The 26,812-nt window shown below is 55.0% G+C and carries 23 protein-coding genes and 1 pseudogene; 18 read left to right on the top strand and 6 right to left on the bottom strand.

Translation table 11 applies throughout. From position 1 onward, the window contains the following. Positions 1 to 119: 119 nt before the first annotated feature. A complete protein-coding gene (locus AC3WQH_RS20665; protein WP_005832148.1) occupies positions 120 to 1,478 on the bottom strand; it encodes a TrkH family potassium uptake protein in 1,359 nt (452 codons plus the stop codon). Between the two features lie 461 nt (positions 1,479 to 1,939). Here AC3WQH_RS20665 and AC3WQH_RS20660 point away from each other — a divergent pair, with 461 nt between their 5' ends. Together AC3WQH_RS20660 and AC3WQH_RS20655 are read left to right on the top strand one after the other, a co-directional pair. After that, positions 1,940 to 3,691: an ABC transporter ATP-binding protein gene (locus AC3WQH_RS20660; protein ID WP_238504179.1), complete on the top strand. Its 1,752-nt coding sequence runs from the start codon at positions 1,940 to 1,942 to the stop codon at positions 3,689 to 3,691. Positions 3,692 to 3,695: 4 nt separating this feature from the next. Then, the gene (locus tag AC3WQH_RS20655) at positions 3,696 to 5,750 is read left to right on the top strand and encodes an ABC transporter ATP-binding protein (protein ID WP_005832145.1); all 2,055 of its coding nucleotides are present in this window, start codon (positions 3,696 to 3,698) and stop codon (positions 5,748 to 5,750) included. Between the two features lie 117 nt (positions 5,751 to 5,867). On the opposite strand, the gene AC3WQH_RS20650 is transcribed toward AC3WQH_RS20655, so the two are convergent. Next, entirely contained in the window at positions 5,868 to 6,698 is an 831-nt protein-coding gene (locus AC3WQH_RS20650; RefSeq protein ID WP_005832143.1) for an undecaprenyl-diphosphate phosphatase, read from the bottom strand. 316 nt (positions 6,699 to 7,014) lie between these two features. Here AC3WQH_RS20650 and AC3WQH_RS20645 point away from each other — a divergent pair, with 316 nt between their 5' ends. Together AC3WQH_RS20645 and AC3WQH_RS20640 are read left to right on the top strand one after the other, a co-directional pair. Continuing rightward, the gene (locus tag AC3WQH_RS20645; protein ID WP_005832141.1) at positions 7,015 to 7,341 is read left to right on the top strand and encodes a DUF1904 family protein; all 327 of its coding nucleotides are present in this window, start codon (positions 7,015 to 7,017) and stop codon (positions 7,339 to 7,341) included. Between the two features lie 268 nt (positions 7,342 to 7,609). Beyond that, entirely contained in the window at positions 7,610 to 7,951 is a 342-nt protein-coding gene (locus tag AC3WQH_RS20640) for a DUF4367 domain-containing protein (RefSeq protein ID WP_238504181.1), read from the top strand. Positions 7,952 to 8,022: 71 nt separating this feature from the next. Here AC3WQH_RS20640 and AC3WQH_RS20635 read toward each other — a convergent pair whose 3' ends face one another. Continuing rightward, complete coding sequence (locus tag AC3WQH_RS20635; RefSeq protein WP_005832137.1) at positions 8,023 to 8,952, bottom strand: DMT family transporter; 930 nt, start codon at positions 8,950 to 8,952, stop codon at positions 8,023 to 8,025. 111 nt (positions 8,953 to 9,063) lie between these two features. Here AC3WQH_RS20635 and AC3WQH_RS20630 point away from each other — a divergent pair, with 111 nt between their 5' ends. Continuing rightward, positions 9,064 to 10,497, top strand: coding sequence for an aminotransferase-like domain-containing protein (locus AC3WQH_RS20630; protein WP_122952957.1), 1,434 nt, complete (start codon positions 9,064 to 9,066; stop codon positions 10,495 to 10,497). Positions 10,498 to 10,605: 108 nt separating this feature from the next. On the opposite strand, the gene rluF is transcribed toward AC3WQH_RS20630, so the two are convergent. Further along, a complete protein-coding gene (gene rluF / locus AC3WQH_RS20625) occupies positions 10,606 to 11,295 on the bottom strand; it encodes a 23S rRNA pseudouridine(2604) synthase RluF (protein WP_005832134.1) in 690 nt (229 codons plus the stop codon). Then, positions 11,285 to 11,956, bottom strand: a complete 672-nt coding sequence (locus tag AC3WQH_RS20620; RefSeq protein ID WP_007777044.1) for an MOSC domain-containing protein — start codon at positions 11,954 to 11,956, stop codon at positions 11,285 to 11,287. The genes rluF and AC3WQH_RS20620 overlap by 11 nt, the downstream gene beginning before the upstream one ends. A gap of 142 nt (positions 11,957 to 12,098) precedes the next feature. Between AC3WQH_RS20620 and AC3WQH_RS20615 the strand changes: the two genes are divergently transcribed. From AC3WQH_RS20615 to AC3WQH_RS20565, 11 genes are all read left to right on the top strand, one after another. Then, positions 12,099 to 13,547, top strand: a complete 1,449-nt coding sequence (locus tag AC3WQH_RS20615) for a nicotinate phosphoribosyltransferase (RefSeq protein WP_005832130.1) — start codon at positions 12,099 to 12,101, stop codon at positions 13,545 to 13,547. A 184-nt stretch (positions 13,548 to 13,731) separates the two neighbouring features. Then, positions 13,732 to 14,991, top strand: a complete 1,260-nt coding sequence (locus tag AC3WQH_RS20610; protein ID WP_005832128.1) for a Glu/Leu/Phe/Val family dehydrogenase — start codon at positions 13,732 to 13,734, stop codon at positions 14,989 to 14,991. Between the two features lie 318 nt (positions 14,992 to 15,309). Next, positions 15,310 to 16,224, top strand: coding sequence for a homoserine O-acetyltransferase MetA (metA, locus tag AC3WQH_RS20605; RefSeq protein WP_005832124.1), 915 nt, complete (start codon positions 15,310 to 15,312; stop codon positions 16,222 to 16,224). A 159-nt stretch (positions 16,225 to 16,383) separates the two neighbouring features. Beyond that, entirely contained in the window at positions 16,384 to 17,568 is a 1,185-nt protein-coding gene (locus AC3WQH_RS20600; RefSeq protein WP_005832122.1) for an ROK family transcriptional regulator, read from the top strand. Positions 17,569 to 17,674: 106 nt separating this feature from the next. Beyond that, a complete protein-coding gene (locus AC3WQH_RS20595; RefSeq protein ID WP_007777033.1) occupies positions 17,675 to 18,811 on the top strand; it encodes an Ig-like domain-containing protein in 1,137 nt (378 codons plus the stop codon). A 115-nt stretch (positions 18,812 to 18,926) separates the two neighbouring features. After that, positions 18,927 to 19,811: a LysR family transcriptional regulator gene (locus AC3WQH_RS20590; RefSeq protein ID WP_005832119.1), complete on the top strand. Its 885-nt coding sequence runs from the start codon at positions 18,927 to 18,929 to the stop codon at positions 19,809 to 19,811. 98 nt (positions 19,812 to 19,909) lie between these two features. Continuing rightward, positions 19,910 to 20,299 (top strand): CidA/LrgA family protein, encoded by a 390-nt coding sequence (locus AC3WQH_RS20585; RefSeq protein ID WP_005832117.1) that lies wholly within the window; start codon positions 19,910 to 19,912, stop codon positions 20,297 to 20,299. Then, positions 20,277 to 20,978 carry an LrgB family protein gene (locus AC3WQH_RS20580; RefSeq protein ID WP_122952958.1) on the top strand — a complete coding sequence of 234 codons (702 nt, stop codon included), beginning with the start codon at positions 20,277 to 20,279 and terminating at the stop codon, positions 20,976 to 20,978. The genes AC3WQH_RS20585 and AC3WQH_RS20580 overlap by 23 nt, the downstream gene beginning before the upstream one ends. Positions 20,979 to 21,076: 98 nt before the next feature. Further along, positions 21,077 to 21,517 carry a GNAT family acetyltransferase gene (locus AC3WQH_RS20575; protein ID WP_005832113.1) on the top strand — a complete coding sequence of 147 codons (441 nt, stop codon included), beginning with the start codon at positions 21,077 to 21,079 and terminating at the stop codon, positions 21,515 to 21,517. Positions 21,518 to 21,575: 58 nt separating this feature from the next. Beyond that, positions 21,576 to 22,487: a DMT family transporter gene (locus AC3WQH_RS20570; RefSeq protein WP_005832112.1), complete on the top strand. Its 912-nt coding sequence runs from the start codon at positions 21,576 to 21,578 to the stop codon at positions 22,485 to 22,487. 186 nt (positions 22,488 to 22,673) lie between these two features. Next, positions 22,674 to 23,504, top strand: a complete 831-nt coding sequence (locus AC3WQH_RS20565) for a protein-glutamine gamma-glutamyltransferase (RefSeq protein WP_007777021.1) — start codon at positions 22,674 to 22,676, stop codon at positions 23,502 to 23,504. A gap of 66 nt (positions 23,505 to 23,570) precedes the next feature. Here AC3WQH_RS20565 and solA read toward each other — a convergent pair whose 3' ends face one another. Further along, the gene (gene solA, locus AC3WQH_RS20560) at positions 23,571 to 24,704 is read right to left on the bottom strand and encodes an N-methyl-L-tryptophan oxidase (RefSeq protein ID WP_007777018.1); all 1,134 of its coding nucleotides are present in this window, start codon (positions 24,702 to 24,704) and stop codon (positions 23,571 to 23,573) included. Between the two features lie 258 nt (positions 24,705 to 24,962). On the opposite strand from solA, the gene AC3WQH_RS20555 reads away from it, so the two are divergent. Together AC3WQH_RS20555 and AC3WQH_RS20550 are read left to right on the top strand one after the other, a co-directional pair. Beyond that, the gene (locus AC3WQH_RS20555) at positions 24,963 to 26,690 is read left to right on the top strand and encodes a methyl-accepting chemotaxis protein (RefSeq protein WP_492332231.1); all 1,728 of its coding nucleotides are present in this window, start codon (positions 24,963 to 24,965) and stop codon (positions 26,688 to 26,690) included. 46 nt (positions 26,691 to 26,736) lie between these two features. Next, positions 26,737 to 26,812: pseudogene (locus AC3WQH_RS20550) on the top strand (IS200/IS605 family transposase); the annotation flags it as partial.

Genomic DNA, 26,812 nt, shown 5'->3' with positions numbered 1-26,812 from the left:
CTGTGCGCGAAAAACGCATCAGGCTCTTTTTGTACAGGGAAGACTCTAGTTCGAATAAGGGCAACAACGCTGCGCCAACGGCTTGGCGCAGCCCAGTTTTTTTGCTGCGCCGATGTTCGTTACTGCCCGATGATGATCCGCTCTTTCGGGTGGTGGTAGCGCACGATCCGGTCGTCGCGCTTGAGGAACAAGAGCAGGTTGATAATCCCGACACGCCCGATCATCATGGTGATAATCAGGATGAGCTTGCCGGGCGTTCCCAGATGTGCAGTAACTCCGGTAGACAATCCGGTCGTACCAAAAGCGGAGCATACTTCAAACAAAATGTGCTGGAACGGCAAATCCTCCAGCCAGACGAGCAAGATGACAGCCATGAACACGAGGACGATCGCGATGAAAAAGACGACGAACGAGCGCATGATGTCTTCGTCCACCAGCTCCCGGCCGAATACTTTCACGTCTTTGTAGCCGCGCATGTTGGCAAACACAGTCGCGATCAGGACAAAAAACGTCGTCGTCCGAATCCCCCCGCCCACGCTGCTTGGCGATGCGCCAATAAACATCATCGCAGACAGCATGAACAGCGTAGGGGTGGAAAACAGGCTGATGTCCATAGTGGACAAGCCGCAGCTCCGCGAAGAAACGGAGTGGAACAACGAGTAGAACAGCGATTCGTGCCACGTTTTATCGAGCAGAAAATGCTGGCGCTCGAAAACGTAAATGAGTACAGCCCCGGCCACCACCAAGGAAAAGAACGTGAGCGTCGTAATCTTGGTAAACAGCGAAAAGGTAAAGCGCGCCTTGGCCCGGCGATAGGAGAAGTACGTGCGCAGCTCGACGAGTACGGGAAAGCCGATCGCCCCGCAAATAATCAGCAGCATGACGGTCAGTTGAAACACGTAGTCGTGCGTGTAGTCCAGCATGGAATTGCCGTGCAGGTCGAAGCCCGCGTTCGTAAAGGCGCTGACCGAGGCAAAGTAGCCGTGATAAAATGCTTCGTACCAATCGGTGTAATAGCCCGCAATCAAGAAGTGCGCGCCCAGCAGCACGGTTCCGATCAGCTCGATGATGAGCGCCATGACGAGAATGTTGCGCATCAGGTTGACCAGTCCGGACAACGTGGAGCGATTATGGTCGGTCGCAATCCAGATGCGCTGCTCCAGGCCGATCTGTTTGCCCATCAGCATCCAAATAAATGTCCCGAGCGTCATGATTCCGATTCCGCCCACCTGAAAGAGCAGCGTCAAAAACAAAATGCCCCACTGGTTGAACACTTCGTGAATCGTAATCACGGTCAGCCCGGTGACGCTGATCGCACTCGCTGCGGTAAAGAGGGCGTCGATGAACGAAAGCGACACGCCCTGGTTATGAAATAACGGCAGCCACAAGATAACCCCAGAGACCAGAATCAGCGTAACGTAGGAAAACACAATAATTTGAACGGAAGTCAAGCGACGTTTTTGATTCGAAGATAACAAAATGAATGGCCTCCCGAATAAACTTCATGAAGGTAATCATACCAAAAAAAGTTAGAGAGCAAAAATGCTTTGTATCTTTTACGGGAGGCAAAGGATCTGGAATCGATTCGCGTCCATGCGTGCAGCAAAAAATAATTTGTTGACAATTCCGGCAAATCAGTGATAGAGTTCAGAATGTATTATTTGGAAAACGAAAATTTTACGGAAAGGTGGGTCTGTCATGAAAAGCAGTGTAATGAACAAAATGCACAACTGCATACATGACGTAACCCCTCCTTTGATGCACGCAGTGTAGTTTTTCCCAACTCCATCAAACGGCGCAGGTTACGGTTTTTGTAGCCTGCGCTTTTTTATTTGATTCTTTTGATTCAGATAAAAAGGCATGTTGCCCCAGCGGCGATATGCCTTTTTTCGCCTCCAAAAAGAGGACGCCCGGTTGAGACGAGAGGAGAGAGCGGCAGATGTTTTCGGTTTTAACAAAGCTGGACTGGTTTTTCAAGGAGCATTGGAAGCGTTACACGGCAGCGATTCTGCTGCTGATCCTGGGTGGCATCATGGAAGTGATCCCGCCGAAAATCATCGGGGTGGCCATCGACGAAATGCAGGTGGGGACATTGACGGGCGAGCGGCTTTGGCACATTTTGCTGTTTTACGTGGGGCTTGCTGTCGCGACGTATTTCGTCAACTTCGTCTGGATTTACAAGCTGTTCGGGGGAGCTTTTCTGGCGGAGCGGACGCTTCGTTCCAAGCTGATGACGCACTTTTTGCGCATGACGCCGACTTTTTATCAGCGCAATCGCACCGGGGACTTGATGGCCCGGGCAACGAACGACCTGAAGGCTGTTTCGATGACGACAGGCTTCGGCATCCTCACATTGGTCGACTCGGCCAGCTTCACAGGCGTCATCATTTTGACGATGGGCTTTTTTATCAGTTGGAAGCTGACGCTGGCGGCGATTCTTCCGTTGCCATTCATGGCGTATGCGATCAACCAGTACGGCAAAAAAATTCACGAGCGCTTTTCCCGCGCGCAGGATTCGTTTGGCGAGCTGAACGACCGCGTGCTGGAATCCGTGGCAGGCGTCAGGGTGATTCGCGCCTACGTCCAGGAGACGGCGGACCAGAAGCGGTTTGCGGACAAAACAGGTGAGGTGTACCAAAAAAATATCGAAGTAGCCAAGGTCGACTCGCTGATTGAACCGACCGTGAAAATTTTGGTGGGCATCAGCTACATGATCGGGCTGATCTACGGCGGCTATCTGGTGTTCCGGCAGGAGCTGACGCTGGGGGAGCTGGTGTCGTTCAACGTCTACCTGGGGATGCTGATTTGGCCGATGTTCGCCATTGGGGAGCTGATTAACGTCTTGCAGCGGGGAAGCGCCTCGCTCGATCGCGTCAACGAGACACTGGCGTACGAAGCGGACGTGACCAATCGCGAGCGTCCGGCGCAGCTTGCGGTTCCAGAGACGATTCGCTTCGAGCGGGTGAGCTTTCGCTATCCGGGGACTGCCCAGGATCAGTTGCAGGACGTTTCTTTTACTTTGCACCGCTCGCAAACACTTGGCATCGTCGGGCGAACCGGCAGCGGCAAGTCGACCCTGCTTAGGCAGTTGCTGCGGGAGTTTCCGCTCGGGAGAGGTACGATTACCATCAACGGGGTCCCGCTGGATGAGATCGAGCTGGACAACATCAAAAGCTGGATCGGCTACGTGCCGCAAGAGCAGATTTTGTTCTCCAGGACCGTTCGGGAAAACGTTTTGTTCGGCAGAAAGGACGGCAGCGAGGAACAGTTGCAAAACGCGCTTAGGCTGGCGGCGTTCGCGAAAGACGTGCAGTTTTTGCCGGAGGGACTCGATACGCTGGTCGGGGAAAAAGGCGTGGCGCTGTCAGGCGGGCAAAAGCAGCGGGTGTCGATTGCCCGGGCGTTGATGATCGACCCGGAAATCCTGATTCTCGACGATGCGATGTCAGCCGTTGACGGCAAGACAGAAGCGGAAATGATCGCCAACATCCGCCGGGAGCGGGCAGGCAAAACGACGCTGATTGCGACTCACCGCCTGTCTGCTGTCGCCCATGCCGACTGGATTCTCGTCATGGACGAAGGCAAGGTGGTCGAGGAGGGAACGCATGAACAGCTCCTGTTGCGCGGCGGCTGGTACAAGGAACAGTTTGAAAAGCAGCAAATAGAAGCACAGTTGACAGAAGGCGGGTGAATGGATGAGTACGGGAAAAAGGCTGTTTCAGTATGCATGGTTATTTAAAAAGACGATCGTGCTCGCTCTCTTGATGCTGTCCGTTGCTGTAGGCGCGGAGCTGACAGGGCCGTTTTTGGCGAAAAAAATGATCGACACGCACATACTCGGCATTGAATTTCCGTGGTACGAGACCGGGCAACGGGCAGATTCCGTCTTGTACCGGGGGAAGTGGTACACGCGGGAGGATCACTTGGCGGCAGGCGAGAGCAAAGGCCAGGAAGTGCGAATTTTGCAGGTCGGACGCGACTATTACTTCATCGACCAGCCGCTTGCTTTTGACGGGCAGCGAACGGTCGCCGACGGAAAGCTGACGATTGAAAGCGGCTCCCGGCAGGCGGTCTATCCGGCCGTCCCGCTCAGCAATCAGGAGCTGTTCGCATTTTTTGGCCCGGAGACGAGCGGCTTGCTCGTCCTGGCAGCCGCTTATCTCGGTTTGCTGGTGGCAGCCGGACTTTTTCATTACGGTCAAAAGTATTTGCTGCAAAAATCGGCCAATCTGGTGATTCGCAAGCTGCGCATGGACGTGTTCGCCCATATTCAGCGGCTGCCGATTACGTATTTTGACAACCTGCCTGCGGGGAAAGTCGTCGCCCGCGTGACGAACGACACCGAGGCGATTCGCGAGCTGTTTGCTAATGTGCTCGCGTCCTTTTTCACCAGCGGGATTTACTTGATCGGGATTTTCATTGCGCTGTTTGTGCTCGATGTCCGCTTGGCGCTCGTCTGTCTGGCGATTTTGCCGATCATGGCGGTCTGGATCGTCTATTACCGCAAACGCGCCTCTGCCTTCAACCACGTCATTCGCGCGCGCATCAGCGACATTAACGGAATGATTAACGAATCAATCCAGGGAATGCCGATCATCCAGGCGTTTCGCAGGGAAAAAGAGACGATGCGGGAATTTGGCGAACTGAACGAAGAGCTGTTCACCTACCAAAACAAAATGTTGCGGCTCAACGCCACCGCTTCCTTCAATCTGGTGCAGCTCGTGCGCAACGCGGCGTTTGTGTTGTTCATCTGGTATTTCGGCGGCGCCTCTCTCGGGGTGGGCACGCTGTTTTCGCTCGGTGTCCTGTACGCGTTTGTCGATTACCTCAATCGCCTGTTTCAGCCGATTACGCAAATTGTGAATCAACTGGCAAACCTGGAGCAGTCGCTGGTGGCCGCGCACCGCGTGTTCGAGCTGCTCGACGAGGAAGGGATCGAGGTCGATTCGGGCAAAATTCCGCGCTATCAGGGCAGCGTCCGGTTTCACGACGTTTCTTTTGCCTATCAGGACGACCAGTACGTGCTGAAAAACATTTCGTTCGAGGCGTGGCCGGGAGAAACGGTAGCACTGGTCGGGCACACCGGCTCGGGGAAAAGCTCGATCATCAACCTGCTGTTCCGCTTTTACGACGTCAGCAGCGGGACGATCACCATTGACGGGCAGAACGTCATGGATGTGCCCAAGCAGCACATTCGCCAGCATATGGCGATCGTGTTGCAGGACCCGTTTTTGTTCACCGGGACGATCCGTTCCAATGTGAGTCTGGACGATCCGGCGATTTCCGCGGAAAAAGTGGAGAAGGCGCTTTGCGACGTCGGGGCAGATCAGCTTCTGCGCACTTTGCCGCGCGGCTTCGACGAGCCTGTCATCGAGAAGGGCAGCACGCTCTCGCTCGGACAGCGCCAGTTGATTTCGTTTGCGCGGGCGCTGGCGTTGGACCCGGCGATTCTCGTCCTGGACGAAGCGACAGCCAACATTGATACCGAGACGGAAGGAATCATCCAAAACGCGCTGGAAGTGCTGAAAAAAGGCAGAACGACATTCATCATCGCCCACCGGCTGTCGACGATCAAAAATGCCGATCAGATTCTGGTGCTGGATCGGGGCAGAATTGTCGAGCGAGGTAGGCACGAGGAGCTGATGGAGAAGCGCGGCAAGTATTATCAAATGTATCAGTTGCAGCACGGACAAAAGGAAACGCAGACGCTGGTTGGCGATGCTTTGCAACTGGACGGTTCGCCAGCCTGAGCAAAGAAAAAAAGCTGCCTTGCCTAAAATGCGTCCCCCACTGTGTCTAGCATGAGGGGGCGCTTCAACGGCAAAGGCAGCTTTTTTGGTTAAGATCGTGCCTGTTGCAAGTCGCTGCTACAAAATGAAGAAGTAGATGACAGCAGCAAGCGCGATGCGGTACAGGGCAAACGGCACGAGTTTGATCCGGTTAATCAGCTTCAGGAAGAAGCGGATTGCCAGCAAGGCAAACAAAAAGGCGCTGATAAAGCCGACGATGAAAAACGGCAAGGAATCGGCGGTGATGTACTGCCAATGCTTCAACAGCGACAAAAAGCTGGCGCCCGCCATGACGGGAACCGCCATGATAAACGTAAAGTCCGATGCCGCTCGGTGGCTGAGTCCCAGCAGCACGCCGCCGGAAATCGTCGAACCGGAGCGGGAAAACCCAGGCCACAAGGCGATGCATTGAAACAGCCCGATCAAAAGTGCCTGCTTGTACGTCATCTGGTCAACGGTTGTGACCTTCGGGCGGCCCGGTCGGAACCAGTCGGCGGCGATCATCAGGAGCGCCCCGGCGACAAGCCCGATCAGCACCGTATGGATGGAGAACAGGTACTCGTCAATGTAGTCTTCAAAAATCAAGCCGAGCACAGCGGCAGGCAAAAGCCCGACGATCACTTGCGAGAGGCGCAGCTTGTGGCCGGGGCCGTTGCCGTCCGGCGACATTTTTTTCAAGCCCAGCAAACTCAAAAAACGGTCTTTGAACACGATCACGGCAGCGAGGATTGAGCCGAGCTGAATGACGACCTTGAACGTGTTGGCTACTTCAGAAGAAAACAGCTCTTTTGAATGCAGCAAAGTATCGTCGACGATAATCATGTGCCCGGTCGAAGAGACGGGCGCAAATTCAGTCAGACCTTCTACAAGACCGAGCACGAAGGCCACGAAAATGTTCCACAAATCCATATGTACTCACCTTTCCGATTGCGTGCTGTATGTTTTTATTTTGGTGCGTTGCGTAATTGCTCGAAAAGCCCGTGAGTCGATCGGAATCGTCCCCATGCGATCTTGGCATGCATTCACGGCAACAAGCGTTCTTCTATAAACGAACTATCCTTACTTTGCCAATAGTTTACGAGCTATGTCAATAGCAATATTGTTTGCGGATTTCGTTTTCGCCAGGTTTGTTACCGCTTTGATACCAATCGGGACAGACTACTCTTTTCGCCTGCCGAGCGGTATGATAGAACAAACAGCTTTTTCACCAACAGGAGGTTCGAGCATGCCACATCTCATCGTTCGCGGCATACAGGCCGAGCAAATGGCAACCATCAGCGAGCCGCTGACAGAGGAGCTTGCCGCTTTGTGCCAGTGCGGGACAGACAATTTCACTATCGAATGCTTGCAGACGACAGGCGTTTTTGGCGGAAAGGTAGTAGAGTCGTTTCCGTTTATCGAGGTCGGCTGGTTTGAGCGAGGCCAGGAAACACGCGACCAGTTTGCCAAGATCGTGACCAAACACGTCCTCTCGCTCGGCATACCGGAAGTAGAGATGGCTTTTGTCGCCTATCAAAAAGAAAGCTATTATGCCAACGGCGAGCATTTCTAACAAAGAGACGACAACCGCTGTCGATTTCCCGGGAAAAGAAAAGACGATTCGACAGCATCAAGCTTCGCATCATGAAAAGGAATGCGCATAAAAAGGGTGTTCCATCCGCAGGCACGAGACGGATGGGGCCCTTTTTTTTGTACAGATAAAGATTTATAAGATTCTTCTCCAGTATAAGGGCAACTAAGGCTGAGCCAAAGGCTTGGCGCAGCCAAGTTTTCTCCTTACAGGGCGCTGGAAAATACATGTCACAAACACGAGTGGCCGATTGTTATTCATAGTGAAGGGAGGGCCGGAAGGTGGAAAAAGCGGAAATAGAATTGCTGCTTCAGGACATAAAGGAGCCGATCAAGGCAAAATCACGGTAGAAGTGGGGATGGCAGAAGTTGGCGTCAAGGTTGGGTCCAATGCGGACGGTGTGGAAAAAGTGCTGCTCGGCAGCAACGAAGCGGTGCTCATGACGTATAAAAAGGAAAACAAACCCGATTTTTACTGGAATGTCTGGGTGAAAAACGGAAGCGACCTGGAGTACAGCGTTCGCGCGCAGGGAGAGACTGTTTCCAAGCAAGAACTAATTAAGATCGCCAAACAATTGAACGAAGCGAAGTAACGAGCAGCACGCATTCACGCGGGATGCACAGTTTTAGGAGAATGGCAAAAAGCCCAACAAAGAGCGCAAGGCTACTTTGTCGGGCTTTCCGCATGTCTGATCGGAGCTTTTTTCGCGACCAACTGCTGCAATGTCTTCCAGTTAATCATGACGATTCCGGCGATAATCGCGATGCCGCCTGCGAGCGAAGACAGGTAGAGCGGCTCCTGGTACAAAGCGACCCCGAGCGCGAGCGCAATCAGCGGCGAAATATACAGCCATGTAGAAGGAAAGACGGGATTCGTTTTCGCCACCAGCCAGTAAAAGATGGTGTGCCCCATCATCGAGCCGACGAAAATCAAGTAAAGCAGCGAGAGGACGGCCTGGGGTGACAGCAGAAACTCCATGTGCACCTGCTCGGTAAAAGCGGAGGCGATGAGCAGCAGGATGCCGCCGTACATCATCTGCGCAGCGTTTAACGTGATCGGCGACACGTCCTTGAACTGTTGGGAAACGCGGCGGGAATAGACGGCGCCCGCGGAATAAAACACTTGGCCGAACAGGACCGCAATACAGCCAGCGACCCAGAGCATGCTGAACGAAAAGGTCAGCCCAGGCAAAAGCAGCAGAATGACCCCGCCAAATCCGATAAGGCAGCCTGCCCAGGAGCTTGCGGACAGCTTTTGCCGCGACAGCCCTGTTTGCAGCAGCATGACCATCAGCGGAGCGGTAGCCGACAGGACCGCCGCGATGCCCGAGCTTAGATGCTGCTCTGCCCAATACAAGGTGGCAAACACGCCAAACGTCAGGCATATGCCAGTGAAAACCATCTCTTTGCGGAGCAGGATGGAGAGGGGCGCTTGCTTTTTCCAGGCCATGACCGCAAACAAGATCAGGCCAGCAAGAAAAAAGCGAATCCCCGCCGAGAAAAAGGGCGGCGCTCCCGCGTCGATCCCGACTTTAATGGCTAAAAATGTCGTCCCGAAGATCAGGCACATCGCGATATAATTGGCAAATACCATGGTGATTCCTCCTTTTCCCCATCTTACAGGGAGAGGAACAGAACAGATGAACGCGAATAGAACAGATACAGAGGCTGTCAGCTACGATGGAAGAGGAAGGGGAGGGCCAGCATGAAAAGACAAGGGTTGTCCGGCGTTCATGCCGATAAGCTGTTTGAGCAGGTCTACGACTATTTGCTGGAAGGCATCAGGCGCGGGGACTGGAAAACGCATGACAAGCTCCCGTCCGTCCGGGCGCTGGCGCTGGAGCTGAATGTGCATCGCCTGACCGTGTTCAAGGCGTACCAACTGCTCAAGCAAAACGGATACGTGTACGTCAAGGATAAATCGGGCTATTTCGTTCAGCCGAGCGGGCTATTGCCGGAAAGCTCATGGAACGACCCGATTGTGTCTGCTTACGTGCAAAAAAGCCACCTGTCGGAAATTCACCAGGTGCAGGCGACCTACCAGTTTTCCAAGGCGCTGATCGACCCGAACCTGTTGCCGAATCTGTATTTTTCGGAATACGTGAAGAGAGTGTTTGACCTGTATCCGAAAGTGCTGGGCACGTACTCGACCACGCAGGGAGATCAGGAGCTGCGCGAGGCTTTGTGCCGCTACTATACGGAGCGGTTTCGCTTTTATTTGACCCCTGACGAGCTGATGGTCACGTCCGGCTCGCAGGAAGCGATCGACCTGGTTGCCCGCGTTCTCGTCAAGCCGCGAGACGTGGTCTTGCTGGAGCGGCCCACCTACAGCCCGGCTATTGATGTTTTTCTCAGACAAGGCGCGAAAATTGTCCCGGTCGAGATTCGGCAGCACGGCTATGATCTGGAGCAGGTGGAGCGGCTCATGCAGACGCACAAGCCGCGGCTGTTTTATCTCAACCCGACGTTTCACAATCCGACGGGCTTCACGGTTCCGCGCGAACAGCGCAAGCGGCTGGTGGAGCTGGCGGAAAAATACCAGTGCCTGCTGATTGAGGACGATCCGTGCCGCGATCTGTACTTTGCCCAAGAGCCGCCCTTGCCGTTTTTTGCCTATGACACGTCCGGGTACGTCATCTACTTGCGCAGCTTCAGCAAATACGTGGCTCCCGGCCTCGGCATCGGAACGATCGCCTGCCGCCCTTCGCTCATGGCGTACCTGCTCAGCGCGAAGGCATTGTCCGACAGCGGAACGCCGTTATTGAACCAAAAAATCTTTTTGCACTATTTCTTTTCCGAACGGATGCAGCAGCATTTGCAAAAGCTGCGCACGGCGCTCGCCATTCGCCGGGACATCATGGAGGAGGAACTGGCTGCGACGGACTGGGAATGGAGCCGCCCGACTGGCGGATTCAACCTGTGGATCAAGCTGCCGGACTCGACCCCGATGGAAAAGCTGCTGGGCACGTGCGTGGAGCAATCGATTACGTTTGTGCCCGGTACGATTTGCGATCCGCAACGAGAGTTTGCCACGTGGATTCGACTCAGCTATTCGTATTTGAATGAGCAGCAGCTTCGGGAGGGGATCAGGAAATTTGTGGGGCAGGTTCGGGTTTTGATGGGAGCCGCAGATGCATAGTACGTGCTCCGTTTGTGTCGCTGTGGGGCAGCTTTTGGCTATAAAAAAACAGGCTCCGCTCAAAGGGAGTCTGTTTTTCGTGTTTCGCGCCGCGATATCGCGCTGCGTCTAGGAAAGACTTCTATTCAATTCCCGCAACTCTTCGCTGGTCAAATTGCGCCATTGGCCCAGCTTCAAATTGCCCAGCCTGATGTTCATGATGCGCACGCGTTGAAGCTGGCGCACCTGGTAGCCGAACGCCTGGCACATCCGCCGGATTTGCCTGTTCAGCCCTTGCGTCAGGACGATGTTGAAGACGCGGTCGCTCACTTTGGTGACTTTGCAAGGCTTGGTCACGGTTCCGAGTATGCGCACGCCGTTTGCCATGCCGTGCAAAAAGTTGGCGGTCACGGGCTTGTCGACGGTGACGATGTACTCTTTTTCGTGATTGTTTTCCGCCCGCAAAATCTTGTTCACGATGTCGCCGTCGTTGGTCAGCAGGATGAGGCCCTGGGAGTCCTTGTCCAACCTGCCGATGGGGAAAATCCGCTCCGGGTGGTTGACGAAGTCGATGATGTTGCCTTTGACGTGCAACTCGGTAGTGCAAGTGATGCCGACAGGCTTGTTCAGGGCAATGTAGACGCTTTTTTTCTTCTCGCCGAGCGGCTTGCCGTCGATGCGCACGTCGTCGCCGGGCGCGACGGTGCTCCCCAGTGCGGCAGGTGCGCCGTTGATGGTCACGCGCTTGGCTTCGACCAGTTTGTCTGCTTCGCGGCGCGAGCAAATGCCCGTTTCGCTGATGAACTTGTTAATTCGCATGGGTGGTTCCTTTCGCTAGTTGCTGCTGTTTTTCCAAGAGCTTGTTTCTCCACGGCAAAGCCAGCTCCTCGACTTCCAGCATGTGCGCAATCGTCTCCTCCGTAAGAGACTGGTTGTGGAAGTACAGATGGTGGATGGAAGCGACCGTTACGCGCTTGGGATGAGGCTCAAGCAGCGTGACCGCAGAGTCTGGCCTGATCGTGCCTTCCTGCAGGACGCGGAAAAAGTAGCCGGTGTAGCCCATTTCCACGACAGCTTTGAGCAGGAGGTTGTTGTTGTTTCGCTTGTTGATCGTCGCACAGGGAAATCTGCCCTGGGACACTTGAAGAATCGTCTCCCCGATTTGGTACACATCTCCGACGCATACTTGCTCTTCCGTCATGCCCGAAAGCGTCAGATTCTCGCCAAAAGCGGATGGCGTCAAGGGCTGGCCAAATCGCTTTTCCCAATGGGTGTAATGCTCGGAAGGATACGCGCAGACGACGCGATCCGGTCCGCCGTGATAGGCGTGATTCGCTACGTCGTCATCGTCGATTTTGGCGGAGCGGACGACAAGCTCGTCAGCCTCTTCCTTCCAAATGCCGGAGAGGAAGTCTTTGCCGTTGTAACTGATGTTTTTGGGCAATCCTTTACATAAAGAAACGATTTTTGGGTCGGACATGTTTTCTTCCACTCCTGGGCGCGCGTTTGGTTTTTTATATTCCATACTATCACATATTTCTTCCCAAGCTCCACCGCAGATGGGCACGGGCGACAGCTTCTGGTATGATGTTGGAAAGGAATCCACAGGAGGCTTATGCGATATGCAATCATTTGGTGTGGCATTGCACACAGATAAATATCAGATCAACATGATGTACGCGCATTGGGTAAACGGGACGCACAACCAGCGAGTAGTGTTCGAAGCGTATTTCCGCAAGCTGCCTTTTGGCAACGGCTACGCTGTTTCTGCCGGGTTGGAGCGAATTGTTCATTATATTAAAAATTTGCGTTTTGAAGAAAGCGACCTGCAATATTTGCGGGAGCAGGAGGAGAATTACGATCCGGGCTTTTTGGAGGAGCTGCGCAACCTGCGCTTCCAAGGCTCGCTCTACTCCGTCAAGGAAGGCACGATGGTGTTCCCGAACGAGCCGCTGATCCGCGTGGAAGGCCGCGTCATGGAGGCGCAGCTCGTGGAAACCGCCCTGTTGAACTACATGAACTACCAGACGTTGATTGCGACCAAAGCTTCCCGGATCAAAAACGTGGCGGGCGACGACGTCCTGATGGAGTTCGGCACGAGACGGGCGCAGGAAGCAGACGCAGCCTTGTGGGGAACGAGAGCGGCGTATTTGGCCGGCTTTGACGCCACATCCAACATGCTCGCGGGAAAAATGTTCGGCATCCCGACAAAAGGAACGCACGCGCACTCGTGGGTGCAGAGCTTCGAGGACGAGGAAGAAGCATTCCAGCGCTTTGCTGATGCCTTGCCAAACCAGGTGACCCTGCTCGTGGACACGTACGACACGCTGAAAAGCGGTGTCCCCCATGCGATCTCCGTAGGGAAAAAGCTGGAGCAGGAAGGCAAAAAGCTGACTGCTGTGCGGCTCGACAGCGGCGACCTCGCCTATTTGTCGACGAAGACGCGCGAGATGCTGGACAAAGCGGGGCTTACCGACGTGAAAATCGTCGCCTCCAACGACCTCGATGAGCACACGATTATGAACCTGAAAGTCCAGGGCGCGAAGGTCGATAGCTGGGGAGTGGGGACACAGCTCATTACGGCTGCGGATCAGCCGACGCTCGGCGGCGTGTACAAACTCGTAGCGCGCCAGGACGCGAACGGGGTGTACCAGCCGACGATCAAGATTTCGTCCAATCCGGAAAAAGTGACGACTCCCGGCATCAAGGACATGTACCGACTGATCGATCCCGATACGGGCAAAGCGATTGCCGACTACTTGTGCTTCCCGGAGGAAACGACCATTGCCGAAGGCGCTCCGGTCAACCTGTTCAACCCGATCCACCCGTATTGGAACAAGCAGGTGACCCGCTACAAGGCCGAAGCGTTGCTGATCCCGGTGTTTGTCGACGGCGAGCTGGTGTATCAACTGCCGAAGCTGGAGGAGATTCGCAGCTACCACCGCGAGCAGCTCAAACAGTTCTGGCCGGAGTATTTGCGGATGCTCAACCCCGAGCACTATCGCCTGCATGTGAGCGAGGAAATATGGGAGACCAAAACCAAGCTGATGCAGGCTTATATGAAAAAATAAAGCGGGAACGCCTGCTGTGTCGCGAAGATGCAGCAGGCGTTTTTTCATACAAACGCACAAATGACACAATAATGTGAAAAAATCAAAAATAAATTGTCTGAATTTATCTGTTTCATATATAATAACTCCATTCATCCTTTAGCTCTGCGCCAGGGTGATGCAAGATAGGTGGGGAGGATCAAGCATGCAAAAGACAGTAGAAAAAGAAAACCTGAATCCTTACGAGATTGTGCAAAAGCAGATTGACACGGCAGCAGCGTTGCTTCGTCTGCCAAGCCACGCCGTCGAAATCTTGAAAAGGCCGAAGCGCGTGCTCGCAGTCAGCTTTCCGGTCAAAATGGACGATGGCAGCGTTCGCGTATTCGAAGGGTTCCGCTCGCAGCACAACGATGCGGTGGGACCGACCAAAGGCGGCATTCGCTTCCATCCCGACGTCACGATGGATGAGGTCAAAGCGCTCTCGATGTGGATGTCGTTCAAATGCGGTGTCGTCGGCCTGCCGTATGGAGGCGGAAAAGGCGGCGTTATTTGCGATCCGCACGAGCTGAGCGCGGGCGAGCTGGAGCGCGTGAGCCGCGGCTTTATGGAAGCGATTGCGGACATCGTCGGCCCTGACACCGACATTCCCGCGCCGGACGTCTACACGACGCCGCAGATCATGGGCTGGATGATGGATACATACAGCCGATTAAAAGGCGCGTATTCGCCAGGCGTCATCACAGGCAAGCCGCTTGCGGTCGGCGGCTCCAAAGGGAGAAATGAAGCGACGGCCCGCGGATGTGTCTTCACGATTTTGGAGGCGCTCAAAGATTCGGGACGCAAGCCAGCGGAGACGACAGTAGCGATTCAAGGGTACGGCAACGCAGGCCGAATCGCAGCCAGACTGTTGACCGAGCTTGGCTTTCGCATCGTCGCCGTCAGCGATTCGCGCGGCGGCATTTACCACGGTGCAGGCTTGAATATCCCGAAGGTCGGGCAGTTGAAGGACACGTCCACGATCCTGGACTATCCGGGGGCAACCGCGATCTCCAATGAACAGTTGCTGGAGCTGGAAGTCGACATTTTGATTCCGGCCGCACTGGAAAATGTGATTACAGCCGCGAATGCCGATCGCGTCCGGGCCAAGTGGATTGCAGAAGCAGCCAACGGTCCGACGACTCCGGATGCCGACGCGATTTTGCGCGAAAAAGGAGTCGTGGTCATTCCGGACATTCTCGCCAACGCGGGCGGAGTGACCGTGTCGTACTTCGAATGGGTGCAAAACCTGATGCACTACTACTGGTCCGAGCAGGAAGTGAACGAAAAGCTGCAAACCGCGATGGTCAACGCTTACCGGTCGGTGGCGGAGCTTGCGGAAAAATACAAGGTCGACCTGCGCACAGGCGCGTACATGATCTCGCTCTTGCGCATCAAGGAAGCCATGGAAGCGCGTGGCTGGATCTGACGAACGGGCGAATCTACGAGCCTCTCGCAAGTTGTTTGCGAGAGGCTTTTCGCTCATGCCGCTGTCGCAATTAAGCGCAAAAGGTCCTCTCGCCATTCCAGAAAAAGTTCTGCTATTTTTCCAGAAAGAAAGGTATAATGATTTGACGAAAAATTTGCAGAATATATAAACATATATACATTCGATACATGCTTGTTTTAGCAGGCTTCCATTTTTCGCGATACTTCCCGGTGGAAGCAGGAACCCAAGTATTTTTGTCGAATTTGTCGGATTAATGTTTTTCTACCTGCTTTGCAAAGAGTGGAAAGGGGGATCTTTATGCCAATCAAACTGCCTGACGAGTTGCCTGCGGTGGAAGTGCTGGCCCGTGAAAATATTTTTGTCATGAAAGAAAGCCGTGCCTTTACGCAAGACATCCGGCCGCTGCGAATCGTCATCCTGAACCTGATGCCGGTGAAGGAAACAACGGAAACACAGTTGCTTCGCCTCCTGGGGAATACGCCCCTGCAGGTGGAAATCGTCTTGCTGCACATGTCCAGCCATACCTCCAAAAACACATCGGAAGAGCATTTGTCGATGTTTTATAAAACGTTTGAGGAAATCAAGGACCAACGCTTCGATGGCATGGTGATTACCGGGGCGCCTGTCGAGCAACTCGAATTTACCGAAGTTACTTATTGGGAAGAGCTGAAGCAAATTCTCGACTGGAAGCTGGCGAACGTGACCTCGACCTTGCATATTTGCTGGGGGGCGCAGGCCGGGCTGTACCACCACTTCGGAGTGCCCAAGCATCCGCTGCCGGAAAAGATGTTCGGGATTTTCCCGCATACGTTGAACAAGCAAAATGTGAAGCTGTTCCGCGGATATGACAACTACTTTTACGTCCCGCATTCCCGCCATACGGAAAATCGCCGGGAGGACATCGAGAAGGTGCCGGAACTGGAAATTTTGTCCGAGTCCAAGGAAGCGGGCGTGTACATCGTCGCGACGAAGGACGGCAGACAAATTTTCGTGACCGGCCATTCCGAGTACGATCCGACCACCTTGCAGGACGAGTACAAGCGGGACGTGAACAAGGGACTGGACATCGCCGTGCCGCGCAACTATTATCCCGACGATGATCCGAGCCGCGAGCCGATCGTCACCTGGCGCGCGCACGCCAATCTGCTTTTCTCCAACTGGCTCAACTATTACGTGTACCAGGAGACACCGTACGATCTGAACAACAGATAGCAGCCGGAAAACCATCCGAGAAATCGGGTGGTTTTTTGCATAGACAAGATGTAGCGGCGGTTTTGCTTTTGCAGTTGACGTACCAGACCCCGACAGGTAGTGTGAGGATAACTATGTAAAAGCAAGCGGCATCTCATTAGCAAGGTGGGAGTTTTGGTGATGAAAAAAATCGTGAAGCAGGATCAGGACGTTATCAAGCAACACAACAAGCTGATGATTCTCGATATTATCAAAAACAAGCGGCCGATTTCCCGGGCTGAGATCACGAAAATTACGCGGATGAGCGCGACCTCGATCGGCCGGTTTGTCAGCGAGCTGTGCGAGGAAGGCGTCATTCGGGAGACGGAGCTGACTTCCTCTGGCGTCGGCAGGAAGGCGATCATGCTCGACATCGAGCCGGGCGCACTCTACACGATCGGCGTCGACATTGAGAAAAAGCGGATCAGCTTCGGCATCATGGACTTCAGCGAGACGATCGTCGCGCACCATCGCGTGGAGCACAAGGCGCTGGCGGGCACGCCAGCCGAGACGGCAGCGCTGATTTGCCAGGAAATTCGCGGCATGATCGCAAGGCAGGGCATTCCGTTTGAAAAAGTCATCGGCATAGGCATCGGCGTGCCAGGCGTCATCAACTACGAGCGGGGAGTCGTCCAGTTGTCCTCGACGCTTGGGTGGAAGGACGTAGCTTTTGCCGAGCTGATCGAAAAAGAGCTGGGCATCAAGACTGTGATCGACAACGACTTGAAGGTCAAAATCCTCTCGGAATACTTGTACGGCTCTGCCAAAGGCTCGAACAAAACCGCCCTGATCGGGATTGGGACAGGCATCGGGTCCGCGCTCATCATCAACGGCGAAGTGTTTCGCGGCGGCTCGAACAGCGCGGGCGAGCTGGGGCACACGACGCTGGACCCGAACGGCAATTTGTGCGAGTGCGGAAAGCGCGGCTGCCTGCAGACGTATATTGATGAAAACGCGCTGATTTTGGAGGCGCGCAGGGTAAAAGAAGTCACCGATGTGCGCGAGGTGTTTGCCGCGGCGCGAAACGGGGAGCGCTGGGCGAAGGAAATCGTCTCCCGCACCGCCCTCTACATCGGAATCACGATCAACAACATCGTCTGCATGTACAATCCCGACACCGTCATTTTGTCAGGAGACCTGGTGGAAAATTACCGCGAGATTGTCGAGCTGGTCGAGGAGCATAGCGACCAGGTGATTTGGGAGCCGTTCAAAGGGAAGTTCCGGGTGATCCCGTCCGAACTGCGCGGAGAGGCGATTGTCATGGGCGCAGGGGCCTTGGCGATGCAGCACTTTGCCCCACTGTCCGGGTCGTGGAGCGGAGAGTAGGACGACTTCGCACCAAAAATACCATTTATTGAAATCTCTGCCCGTGCCGATATAGAAAATAGTGGAAAACGCATTCGCGGGAAAAGCGGCAAAAGGGGAGAGCACGGTGTCGAAGAAAAGCACATACTTGCGCAGGTGGCAAAAAGCCTTGCTGACCGTCGTCCTGACAGTCGGAACGATTCTGTCCGGCGTCGGGCCAGCGGCAGAACTGGCGAAAGCAGAAACGGCAGCAAGCCAGAGCAAAAAGCTGTCGAGGCTGACGGTCAAAGAGAAGACGGTCAGACTGAAAAAAGACGGGACACAGCAACTGACGGTACTCGCGCAATATGCGGATAAAACGACCGAAGATGTGACGCAAAAGGCGGAGTGGTCCACGTCCGACAGCGGAATCGTCACGGTAGAGGCCGGGCTGCTCAGGGCGACAGGCAGCGGCAAGGCAGATGTAAAGGCCCGCTTTGGCGGCAAGTTCATCACCATTTCCACAGAAGTGGATGTCGTCGCCAAGCTTGTCGTTGACCAGAAAAAGCTCGTGCTGAACGCAGGGGCTGCCAAGCAGATCGTGGCAACCGCTTCGTTTACAGACAAGTCTACAGCAGCCGTCACGGCAAATGCCGAGTGGACGAGCGCCGATCCCGAGATCGCGACGGTGGCAAACGGACTCGTCACCGCAGTAGGCTCGGGCAAAACGAAAATCAAAGTAGTGTACGGCGGCAAAAGCGTGACCATCCCGGTAGAGGTGGATGTCGTTTCCAAGCTGGAGAGTGACCAGAAGAAGCTGTACGCGCGCCCTGGCTCGTCGCAAGCAGTCAAGCTCACGGCCGTGGTGAACGGCAAGGAAAAAGCCGACGTCACCGCCAAGGCGAAGTGGATCTCCGACAACGGGCAAGTGGCAACGGTAGAAAGCGGCGTGGTGACGGTCATCGGGCCGGGCAAAGCGAAAATTACCGCATCCTACGGCGGGAAAACGATTACGATTCCGGTAGAGGCAGCGGTCGTATCCCGGCTGGAGCTGAGTGCGACAAGAATCCAGCTCACAGCCAACGAGTCGCAACAATTGCAGGTGTTCGCCATTTATTCCGACAAGACGAAAGCTGACGTGACAGCAGAGGCCGAATGGACGAGCACAGACAAAAATGTAGCGAGCGTGGCGCAAGGCAAAGTCGCAGCCGGGACAGCAGGACGTGCGACCATTACCGCTTCCTACGGCGGCAAGCGGGTGATGATCCAGGCCGCCGTCAAATAAAAGCAGGTCACAAGCCAGGGCGGCAGATGCGTCCTGGCTTTTTCATCGGCGTAAAGGCTGTGGTAAGCTTGGGAAAGACAGGAATCAAAGCGAACGGATCGGGTGGAGGCGGCAAATGGATATTCGACAACTGCAATACTTTGTGGAAGTAGCCAAACAAAAAAATTTTACAAAAGCGGCCAACACGCTTCATGTCTCCCAGCCGTCCATCAGCAAGATGATGAAAGCGCTGGAGGAGGAACTGGGCGTCGTGCTGCTGGATCGCTCGGAGCGGAAAATGGAGCTGACCGAAGCGGGCGAGCTGGTGTACGGGTACGCGACAAAAGTGCTGCAGTTGATGGAAGGGATGACGTCATCCATCGCGCAAATCCGCAACATCGAGCGCGGACGGGTGAAAATGGGCATGATGCCGACAGTCGGCTCTTTTTTGCTGCCGAATGTAATTGCCATGTTCAAAAAGCAATATCCCGGCATTGAGATCGAAATGAAGGAGTACAGCGCCAAGCTGCTGGAAATTCAGGTGGAGCAGGGGAGCGTCGACCTCGGCCTGACGGTTTTGCCGACGGATGCGGAAAAGTTTTCCGCGGTTCCCCTGGTGGCGGAAGACCTCGTCGCCATCGTGCATCAGCAGCATTGGCTGGCGGGGGCGGACGAAGTGAACCTGGCGGAGTTGCGGGACGAGGACTTTATCCTGTTCACAGAGGAGTACGCGATTCACGACGTCGTGCGCCAGGCGTGCCGAATGAGCGGCTTTGAGCCAAAAGTGGCCTACATGAGCTCGCTGTGGGATTTTGTCGGGGAAATGGTGGCGACTGAGCTAGGCATCTCGCTGCTTCCGCGCTCGATTGTGAGACGCCTGCACAACGACCAACTGCATACGGTAAACATCTCGTCTCCCGTGATTGACTGGCAGTACGCCCTGATTTACCGCAAGGACGGCTACCTGTCGCACGCGACCCGCGCCTTCATCGAGTTTGTGCGGCAGCATTTGTCGCCATAACCAAATGGCATAGAAATCATGATATTTATGTATTGTACGAATGGAATCGGGACGCTTTAGAATGAAGGTACCAACATGAAGGAACCGGAGTGGTCTCGATGAAAAAATGGTTCTTGCTCCTCGGGCAAGTTTTGCTCTTGTATGGATTCACCTGGCTGGGCAAAGGAATCGCTTCGTTTTTGCCTGTCCCTGTCCCCGGCAGCCTGATCGGGCTGTTGCTTTTGTTCATTTGTCTGCACAACGGCTGGGTTCGCCTGCAGTGGGTAGAGGCGGGAGCCGCCCTTTTGTTTTCGCAAATGATTTTGTTTTTCGTGCCGTCTCTGGTCGGCATGATGCAGTATCCGTGGCTGCTCGGAGGAAAAGGACTGCTCGTTTTGCTGGTAGTCACTAGCGGTTGCGCGCTCGTGATGATTTCGACAGGCGTCGTTGCTGAGCGACTGTTCAAACGCGGTGAGGTGAAGCAGCTTGATCCTGTGGAAAACGTGTAGCGTAGTCCTGACGATTTTGTTTTTTTACATGGCGAAGCGGATCAACAAAAAGCGGCCGAGCCTCTTGTTTTCCCCCGCCGTGCTTGCGCCAGCCGCGATGATTGTCTTTCTTTTGCTCGCGGGCATCCCGTATGCTGCCTACAGCGAAGCGACGTCGTGGATCAGCGAGCTGATGGGGGTAGTGACGGTGGCGTTTGCCGTGCCGCTGTACCGCAACTGGTCGATTTTGATGGCGCACAAGCGGATGATTTTGCAAAGCCTCGCCGCAGGCTCCCTGATTGCGATTATCGCGGGCGTGTCGACAGCCATGCTGGTCGGCTTGGGCAAGGCGGCCGTCATCAGCGTCATCCCTCGCTCGATTACGTTGCCGATTGCCCTTAGCGTCTCGGACGCGATTGGCGGCATGCCGGCGATGACAGCGGTGTTCGGGATGCTGACCAGCTTTGCAGGTGTTTTTCTGGCGCCGTGGATTATCAAAAAAATGAAGCTGCGCCATCCCGTCTCGATCGGGCTGATGTACGGCATGGGGGCGCACATGCTCGGGATGGTCAAGGCGTTCGAGCGCGGCGACACGGAAGGGAGCAGCGCGACGCTGGCCGTCATTGCCGGGGCGATGATTACGGTCGTATGGGCGTTCACTCTGTTGCCTCTGATCTTGTCGTGGCTGGCCGTTTCATAGCGATAGCGGGGAGCTTCTTGGCAAGCTCCCTTTTTTCTCGGTATAATTGTATAAATATTAATTTTGTTTTATAAAAATACAAACAGGAGTGTCATACCTTGCAATTACAGTCGTTTGCATGGGAGCAGTATGAGGCAGTCGTCGAGCTTTGGCAGCGGGCAGGGCTTGTGCTTTCCCGCTCCGATACGCGGGAAGGATTGCGCCGCAAGCTGGAGCGCGACCCGGAGCTGTTTTTGGTGGCAACAAACGATGACGGGCAGGTCGTGGGGGCTGTCATGGGCAGCTATGACGGACGGCGCGGCTGGGTCAATCATCTGGCGGTCGATCCCGCCTGCCAGGGCCAAGCGCTGGGAAGCCGGCTCATGCAGGAGCTGGAGCGGCGGCTTATGAATGTGGGTTGCGAGAAAATCAACCTGCTGATCGAGCCGGAAAACAGCGGCGTGCAATCGTTTTACAGGCAGTTGGGCTTCGCCGCTTGCGAGCTGATTTTCATGGAAAAATGGATTGCGCCGCCCCAAGACGCGAAGAAAGGTGTATGATAGAGGACGGATTTAGCTAGACGATCATTCAACAGCTTGGCAGGAGGCAGCATGAACTATGAAACCCCTATATGTCGGACTCTTACTCTGTACCAGCTTCCTCTGGGGAGGAAACTTCGTCGTCGGTAAATTTTTGGTCGGACACGCGTCGTCGTTGACGTTGACCAATTTGCGCTGGCTGATTGCAGTCGCCTGTTTGCTGCCTGTCGTCTGGGTGCGCGAAAAGCGGATCTTGCCCACGCGACAGGCGCTCGTTCCGTTGATCGTGATGGGCGTGACAGGCGTGGCGCTGTTCAATCTGTTTATGTTCTGGGCGCTGGAGCGGACAGACGCTACCAATGTCGGGCTTTTGTCGACGCTCAACCCGGTTTCGATCGCGATTTTCTCGTTTTTGCTGATCGGGGAAAAAATTCGGCCGCTGCAAATCGTCGCCATGCTCATTTCTTTTGCAGGCGTGCTGGTCGTGCTTTGCAAAGGCGACTTTACCCATTTGGAGCAACTGCATTTCAATACAGGCGACCTGTGGATGCTGGCGGCTGTGGCGATGTGGGGAATTTACTCCGTCTGTGGACGCTGGGCGATGAAAACCGTGTCGCCGATGATGTCCACCCTGTACTCGGGACTTTTCGGCGTAGCGCTGATGCTGCCGTTTAATCTGACGACGTTTACCGTCGAGAATACGACCTGGTCATTTTGGCTGTCGCTGTTTTACGTCGGCGTAATGGCGACTGTGGTCAGCATGGTCTTGTGGAATGTCGGGGTGCAAAAGGTCGGGGCGACCTCTGCTGGCATGTTCCTCAACTTCAACCCGGTGTTTACCGCGATTCTCGCCTTTTTGCTGCTGGGCGAGACGATGAGCGTGCTCCAGCTTCTGGGCAGCGTCATCGTCATCGTCGGCTGCTACTTGTTTGCCAAGCTCAAGCACGTTCCGGCCAAGACGCCTGCGGCGCTGGAGCAGGCAAGAGGCTGAGGCTGGCTTGTTTTCCGTCTGCGTACAGCGCAGGCGGAATTTTTTTGGCAACGAACGGGCGTGCCTTTTTGCCAGACCGGGCAGCAATTTCCCGCGAATGCCGCGCGACCGTTTTTTTTTTCGCACACATGGACATGGGCGGACGCATACACATACCAAGGACGGTGTGTGCAGAGGAGGTTGTCTATGTTAATCATCAGTGGCAGACGGGCCGATCCGGACGCTTTGGCAATGGAGTGGGGATTGAACGAGGTCCAGCGAGAAGTGGTGGAGCGGATGGCGGAGAGCCGGGAGGAGTTCTCCTACCCGCAGCCTGAATTGCTGCAGTTCGAACTAAAGATGAGGGACCATCTGGTGCGCTCGGCACGGGCGCTGTACGCCAGCGGGATCGCCTTTTCCACCTATGAAAGATCGCGCGCCAACCCGGCGTACTGGGACCGCACCGAGCTGGGCGGCTTTCGGCTGAGACAGGGGATTTTGCCCTCGCAAGGAATCATCAACATTTTTCAGGAAGGCAGAAAATACGCGACCGAGTGTGCGACAGCGATGGTCATTATTTTGTACCACGCCGTTCTCCAGTCGATCCGCCGGGAAGACTTCGAGCGGCTGTTCGCGGATATTTTGCTCTACGACTGGCGCTACGATCAGGATCTCGATTTGCGGACGATCCCGACGACGACGTTTTTGCCGGGCGATATTTTGTATTTTGCCAACCCGGATCACAACCCCGACAAGCCGCAATGGCAGGGGGAAAATGCGGTCGATCTGGGCAGAGGGCTGTACTACGGGCACGGAGCGGGCATTCGTGACGCCGAGTCGATGATCGAGTTTTTGAACGAACAGCGCAGGGTAGGGGCAACCAGGTCTGCGTACCTTGTTCCCCAGGCGACACGCCCCGGCTTCGCCTATTTGTTCCCGTACGACAACCGGCGTCCGCAGGTGCGCTTCGAGCAGCGGGCCGCAGACATGGGCAGTCGGATTACGGCGCAGATCGGTTCGCTTTTTTGGGAATGGTGAAGACGAAAAAAGCCTCGAGCCGAAGTTATGGCGAGAGGCTTTTTGCTGATGGCGGACTGACAGTGGTTACGAAAAACGGCTGAGCGAAAACATCGACAAATCGAGCTTGGATTCCCCGTCGATGAGCAGTTGGCTGGCAGCTTCTCCTACTGCGCTCGCGAACTTGAAGCCGTGGCCGGAAAAGCCTGCGGCAAAGACGATGTGCGGGTTGTCCGGATGGCGGTCGATGACAAAATGTTCGTCAGGCGTCATCGTGTAGATGCAGACTCTGCCCTGGCGCAAGGCCCCCGCCGCTTGCGGCATGTACGTCTCAAGGAACGCGCGGACATCGCCTTCATCCGATAAATAGCAGCCAAAGGTCCGCTCCAGCGTGTCGGGATCAATGGCTTGTCCCCCGTCATGGCGGCCGATTTTGACACCTGCTCCATCGATGCTCGGAAAGCCGTAAAACATGGAGTCACCCAGGTGGAAGACGAAGGCCGGGAACCGATCCGCGCTGTACAAGCTTTCGTCTGCGCCGAACCAGGCGACGGTTTTGCGCGTGGGGACTAGCGGAACGGACAAGCCGAGCTCCTGCAGCAGCGGCGCGTTCCAGGCCCCGGCGGAGACGAGCAGCTTTTTGCCGCGATAGCTCCCGGAGTCTGTATGCACAATCACGTCTGCCCCGTCTGTTTGCAGGCTGGTCACTTTCGTGTTGGTCAGCAGGCTTGCGCCAGAAGCTGTGGCCAACTCGCGGTAAGCGCGAATGGCATGTTCCGAGTAGAGAACGCCGGAAGCAGGCTCCAGACAAGCGTAAAAATGATCGGGCAGCTCGATTCCCGGCCAGCGCTCGCGCACCTCCTGGGCGGTCAGCACTTCGAGCGGAAGCGAGTAGCGCTCGGCGCTCTCCCGCACCTCCTGCAAAAAGGCGCAATCGTGCGCGCCTGCGCTCAACACCCCGGTTTGGCTGAACAGCTTCACATTCGCGGCCTGTTCCAGCTCGGCCCAAAGCTCTTGCGCTCGCAAGGCAAACGGCACGTACTGCTTGCCTTCTCCGTAAGCGTGGCGAATGATCCGGGTGTCTCCGTGGTGGCTGCCCATCGTGTGCGGAGGGTCAAAAGCGTCAATCAGCAGCGCGCTTGCGCCTCTTTTGGCCAAATAGTAACCGGCGGCCATGCCCATCGAGCCTGCGCCGACGATGATTACTTCGTATGTTTGCATAAAGGATTCCCCCTAAGTTGGTCGTGCTGCTGTTTCTGATGCCAAAGCCGCATCTATCTCTTCTTCCCCATTATAGAACTTACGTTTTTCTCGTAGCAATCAATCTGAGAAAAATTCTGAATATTACCAGTTTCATATGTTAGATGTTGTTATTTTTGGTAGAGAGGGTACAATTTGTATCGGGCATGTTTACCTTGAAATTGAAAAGGGAATATGGATTTAGCGATATCATACAATGTCGAGAAAAGTGGTGTTTCTATGAAGTGGACGATCGGGAAAAAGCTGGGCAGCGCGTTTGCCCTAATTCTCATGGTGATCGGATATATGGGAGCCATGAGTACATACAAGACAAGCCTTATCAACAGCAAAGTCGAAGAAATGAAGTCCGTCTGGCAGCCGGGCATGGAGGCAATCCTGAAAATCAATTCGACGCTGGAAACGATCTACGGCCTGAATCAGACGATTCTGAACGCTGAATCGCTGGCAGACAAAAACAAATACGCCGGACAAATTGATGAAAACTTCGTCTATATCGACGGATTGCTGATGAGCTATGAAAAAACGATTATCGATGAGGAGGATCGGAAGCATTTCGAAGGCTTGAAGGCAGCCATGAAGCAGTACGAGATTTTCAATCAGGAATTTGTGGAAGTCGGCAAAAAGATGGACATCACGCGCGGGGTGACGCCGGAAGAGTTGGCCGAGCTCAAGCGTGTGCGGGACAAGGCGAGCGAGCTGTTCACGGAGCGCAAGAAGCACATCGACGCCATGATCGCGTTCAACAAAATGGGAACGGAACGGGCAGGCAGGGAAAGCGCCGAGCTGTACGCGGCTCTCAAACGGGACAATCTCATTACGCTCGCCGCCTCCATCGCGGGCTGCCTGCTGCTGGCTCTCTGGCTGACGAGAAGCATTCGCGGTCCGGTGCTGCGCCTGGTGGCTGAAATGAAGGAAGTCGCGCAAGGAAACCTGCGCGTGGAGCCGCTTGTGGTCAAAACTCGCGATGAGATTTTCGATCTGGCCAATTCCTTCAATGAGATGACGGACAGCCTCAAAAGGGTGATCCGCCAGGCCGGCGCGACATCGGAGCAGGTAGCGGCATCGGCCGAGGAACTGATGGCAAGCGCTGAGCAGACGAGCCGGGCGACAGAGCAGATCGCGGTTACGGTGCAGGAGGTCGCGGTTGGTACGGATCGTCAGGTCGCCAGCGTGGAGCAAGGGGCAAGAGCAATTGACGACATGTCCCGGGGAATACGCCAAATTGCGGCGAACGCCCAGCAGGCGTCCAGCATGGTCGTCCAGGTGGCGTCGATGGCAGGCGAAGGAAACCAGTCGATCCAGGCCGCTGTCCAGCAAATGAACGCCATTCACGATTCGATCCGCGAGCTGGCCGGGGTAGTCGATGGGCTGGGCAACCACTCGCAGGCAATCGGGCAAATTATCGAAGTCATTACAGGCATCGCCGAGCAGACCAATCTGCTTGCGCTCAATGCAGCGATTGAGGCAGCGCGAGCAGGCGAACACGGCCGGGGCTTTGCAGTCGTAGCCGACGAGGTGCGCAAGCTGGCCGAGCAGTCGTCCAAGTCGGCGCAGCAGATCGGGCAGTTGATCCAAACGATTCAGACAGACACGAAGCTCGCTGTGGAGTCGATGGAGTCGGGAACAAAAGAAGTGCAGGAAGGGATTCTCGTGGTGCACCATGCGGGCGAGACGTTCGGACAGATTCAAATGTCGATCACGACCGTGGCCGACCAGATCCAGGACGTGTCGGCGGCAGCTCAGGAAGTATCCGCGCACTCCGAGCAAGTGGTGCAGGCGATTGAGCTGGTAAGCGAGGTGTCGGAGATCGCAGCCGACGGTACGCAAAACGTTTCCGCTGCTACCGAGGAGCAGCTCGCAGCGATGGAGGAAATCACTTCTTCGGCGACAGCCCTTTCCACCATGGCGGAGGAGCTGCAGCAGATGATTAGCCGCTTCAAAGTGTAAGGCGTGCAATCACACTTCGGGAACGGTCGAAGTTTCCTTGTACTAGAACGAATACAGAAGAACAAGCACAACCCTTTCATTATTAAACTACCATTTTGTGTTCTGCCCTCGGTACAGAAGAA

This window comes from Brevibacillus sp. FW301-21C12A (assembly GCF_058788915.1).
This window is presented reverse-complemented; position numbering and strand designations above follow the sequence as displayed.

Bases quoted from the DNA above. Each gene is read 5' to 3' on its own strand.
- AC3WQH_RS20630 (WP_122952957.1), top strand. From the start codon at position 9,064: ATGAAAAGACAAGGGTTGTCCGGCGTTCATGCCGATAAGCTGTTTGAG.
- rluF (WP_005832134.1), bottom strand. From the start codon at position 11,295: ATGCGAATTAACAAGTTCATCAGCGAAACGGGCATTTGCTCGCGCCGC.
- AC3WQH_RS20645 (WP_005832141.1), top strand. From the start codon at position 7,015: ATGCCACATCTCATCGTTCGCGGCATACAGGCCGAGCAAATGGCAACC.
- AC3WQH_RS20590 (WP_005832119.1), top strand. From the start codon at position 18,927: ATGGATATTCGACAACTGCAATACTTTGTGGAAGTAGCCAAACAAAAA.
- AC3WQH_RS20635 (WP_005832137.1), bottom strand. From the start codon at position 8,952: ATGGTATTTGCCAATTATATCGCGATGTGCCTGATCTTCGGGACGACA.
- AC3WQH_RS20610 (WP_005832128.1), top strand. From the start codon at position 13,732: ATGCAAAAGACAGTAGAAAAAGAAAACCTGAATCCTTACGAGATTGTG.
- AC3WQH_RS20585 (WP_005832117.1), top strand. From the start codon at position 19,910: ATGAAAAAATGGTTCTTGCTCCTCGGGCAAGTTTTGCTCTTGTATGGA.
- AC3WQH_RS20650 (WP_005832143.1), bottom strand. From the start codon at position 6,698: ATGGATTTGTGGAACATTTTCGTGGCCTTCGTGCTCGGTCTTGTAGAA.
- AC3WQH_RS20655 (WP_005832145.1), top strand. From the start codon at position 3,696: ATGAGTACGGGAAAAAGGCTGTTTCAGTATGCATGGTTATTTAAAAAG.
- solA (WP_007777018.1), bottom strand. From the start codon at position 24,704: ATGCAAACATACGAAGTAATCATCGTCGGCGCAGGCTCGATGGGCATG.
- metA (WP_005832124.1), top strand. From the start codon at position 15,310: ATGCCAATCAAACTGCCTGACGAGTTGCCTGCGGTGGAAGTGCTGGCC.
- AC3WQH_RS20660 (WP_238504179.1), top strand. From the start codon at position 1,940: ATGTTTTCGGTTTTAACAAAGCTGGACTGGTTTTTCAAGGAGCATTGG.
- AC3WQH_RS20555 (WP_492332231.1), top strand. From the start codon at position 24,963: ATGAAGTGGACGATCGGGAAAAAGCTGGGCAGCGCGTTTGCCCTAATT.
- AC3WQH_RS20620 (WP_007777044.1), bottom strand. From the start codon at position 11,956: ATGTCCGACCCAAAAATCGTTTCTTTATGTAAAGGATTGCCCAAAAAC.
- AC3WQH_RS20615 (WP_005832130.1), top strand. From the start codon at position 12,099: ATGCAATCATTTGGTGTGGCATTGCACACAGATAAATATCAGATCAAC.
- AC3WQH_RS20570 (WP_005832112.1), top strand. From the start codon at position 21,576: ATGAAACCCCTATATGTCGGACTCTTACTCTGTACCAGCTTCCTCTGG.
- AC3WQH_RS20600 (WP_005832122.1), top strand. From the start codon at position 16,384: ATGAAAAAAATCGTGAAGCAGGATCAGGACGTTATCAAGCAACACAAC.
- AC3WQH_RS20565 (WP_007777021.1), top strand. From the start codon at position 22,674: ATGTTAATCATCAGTGGCAGACGGGCCGATCCGGACGCTTTGGCAATG.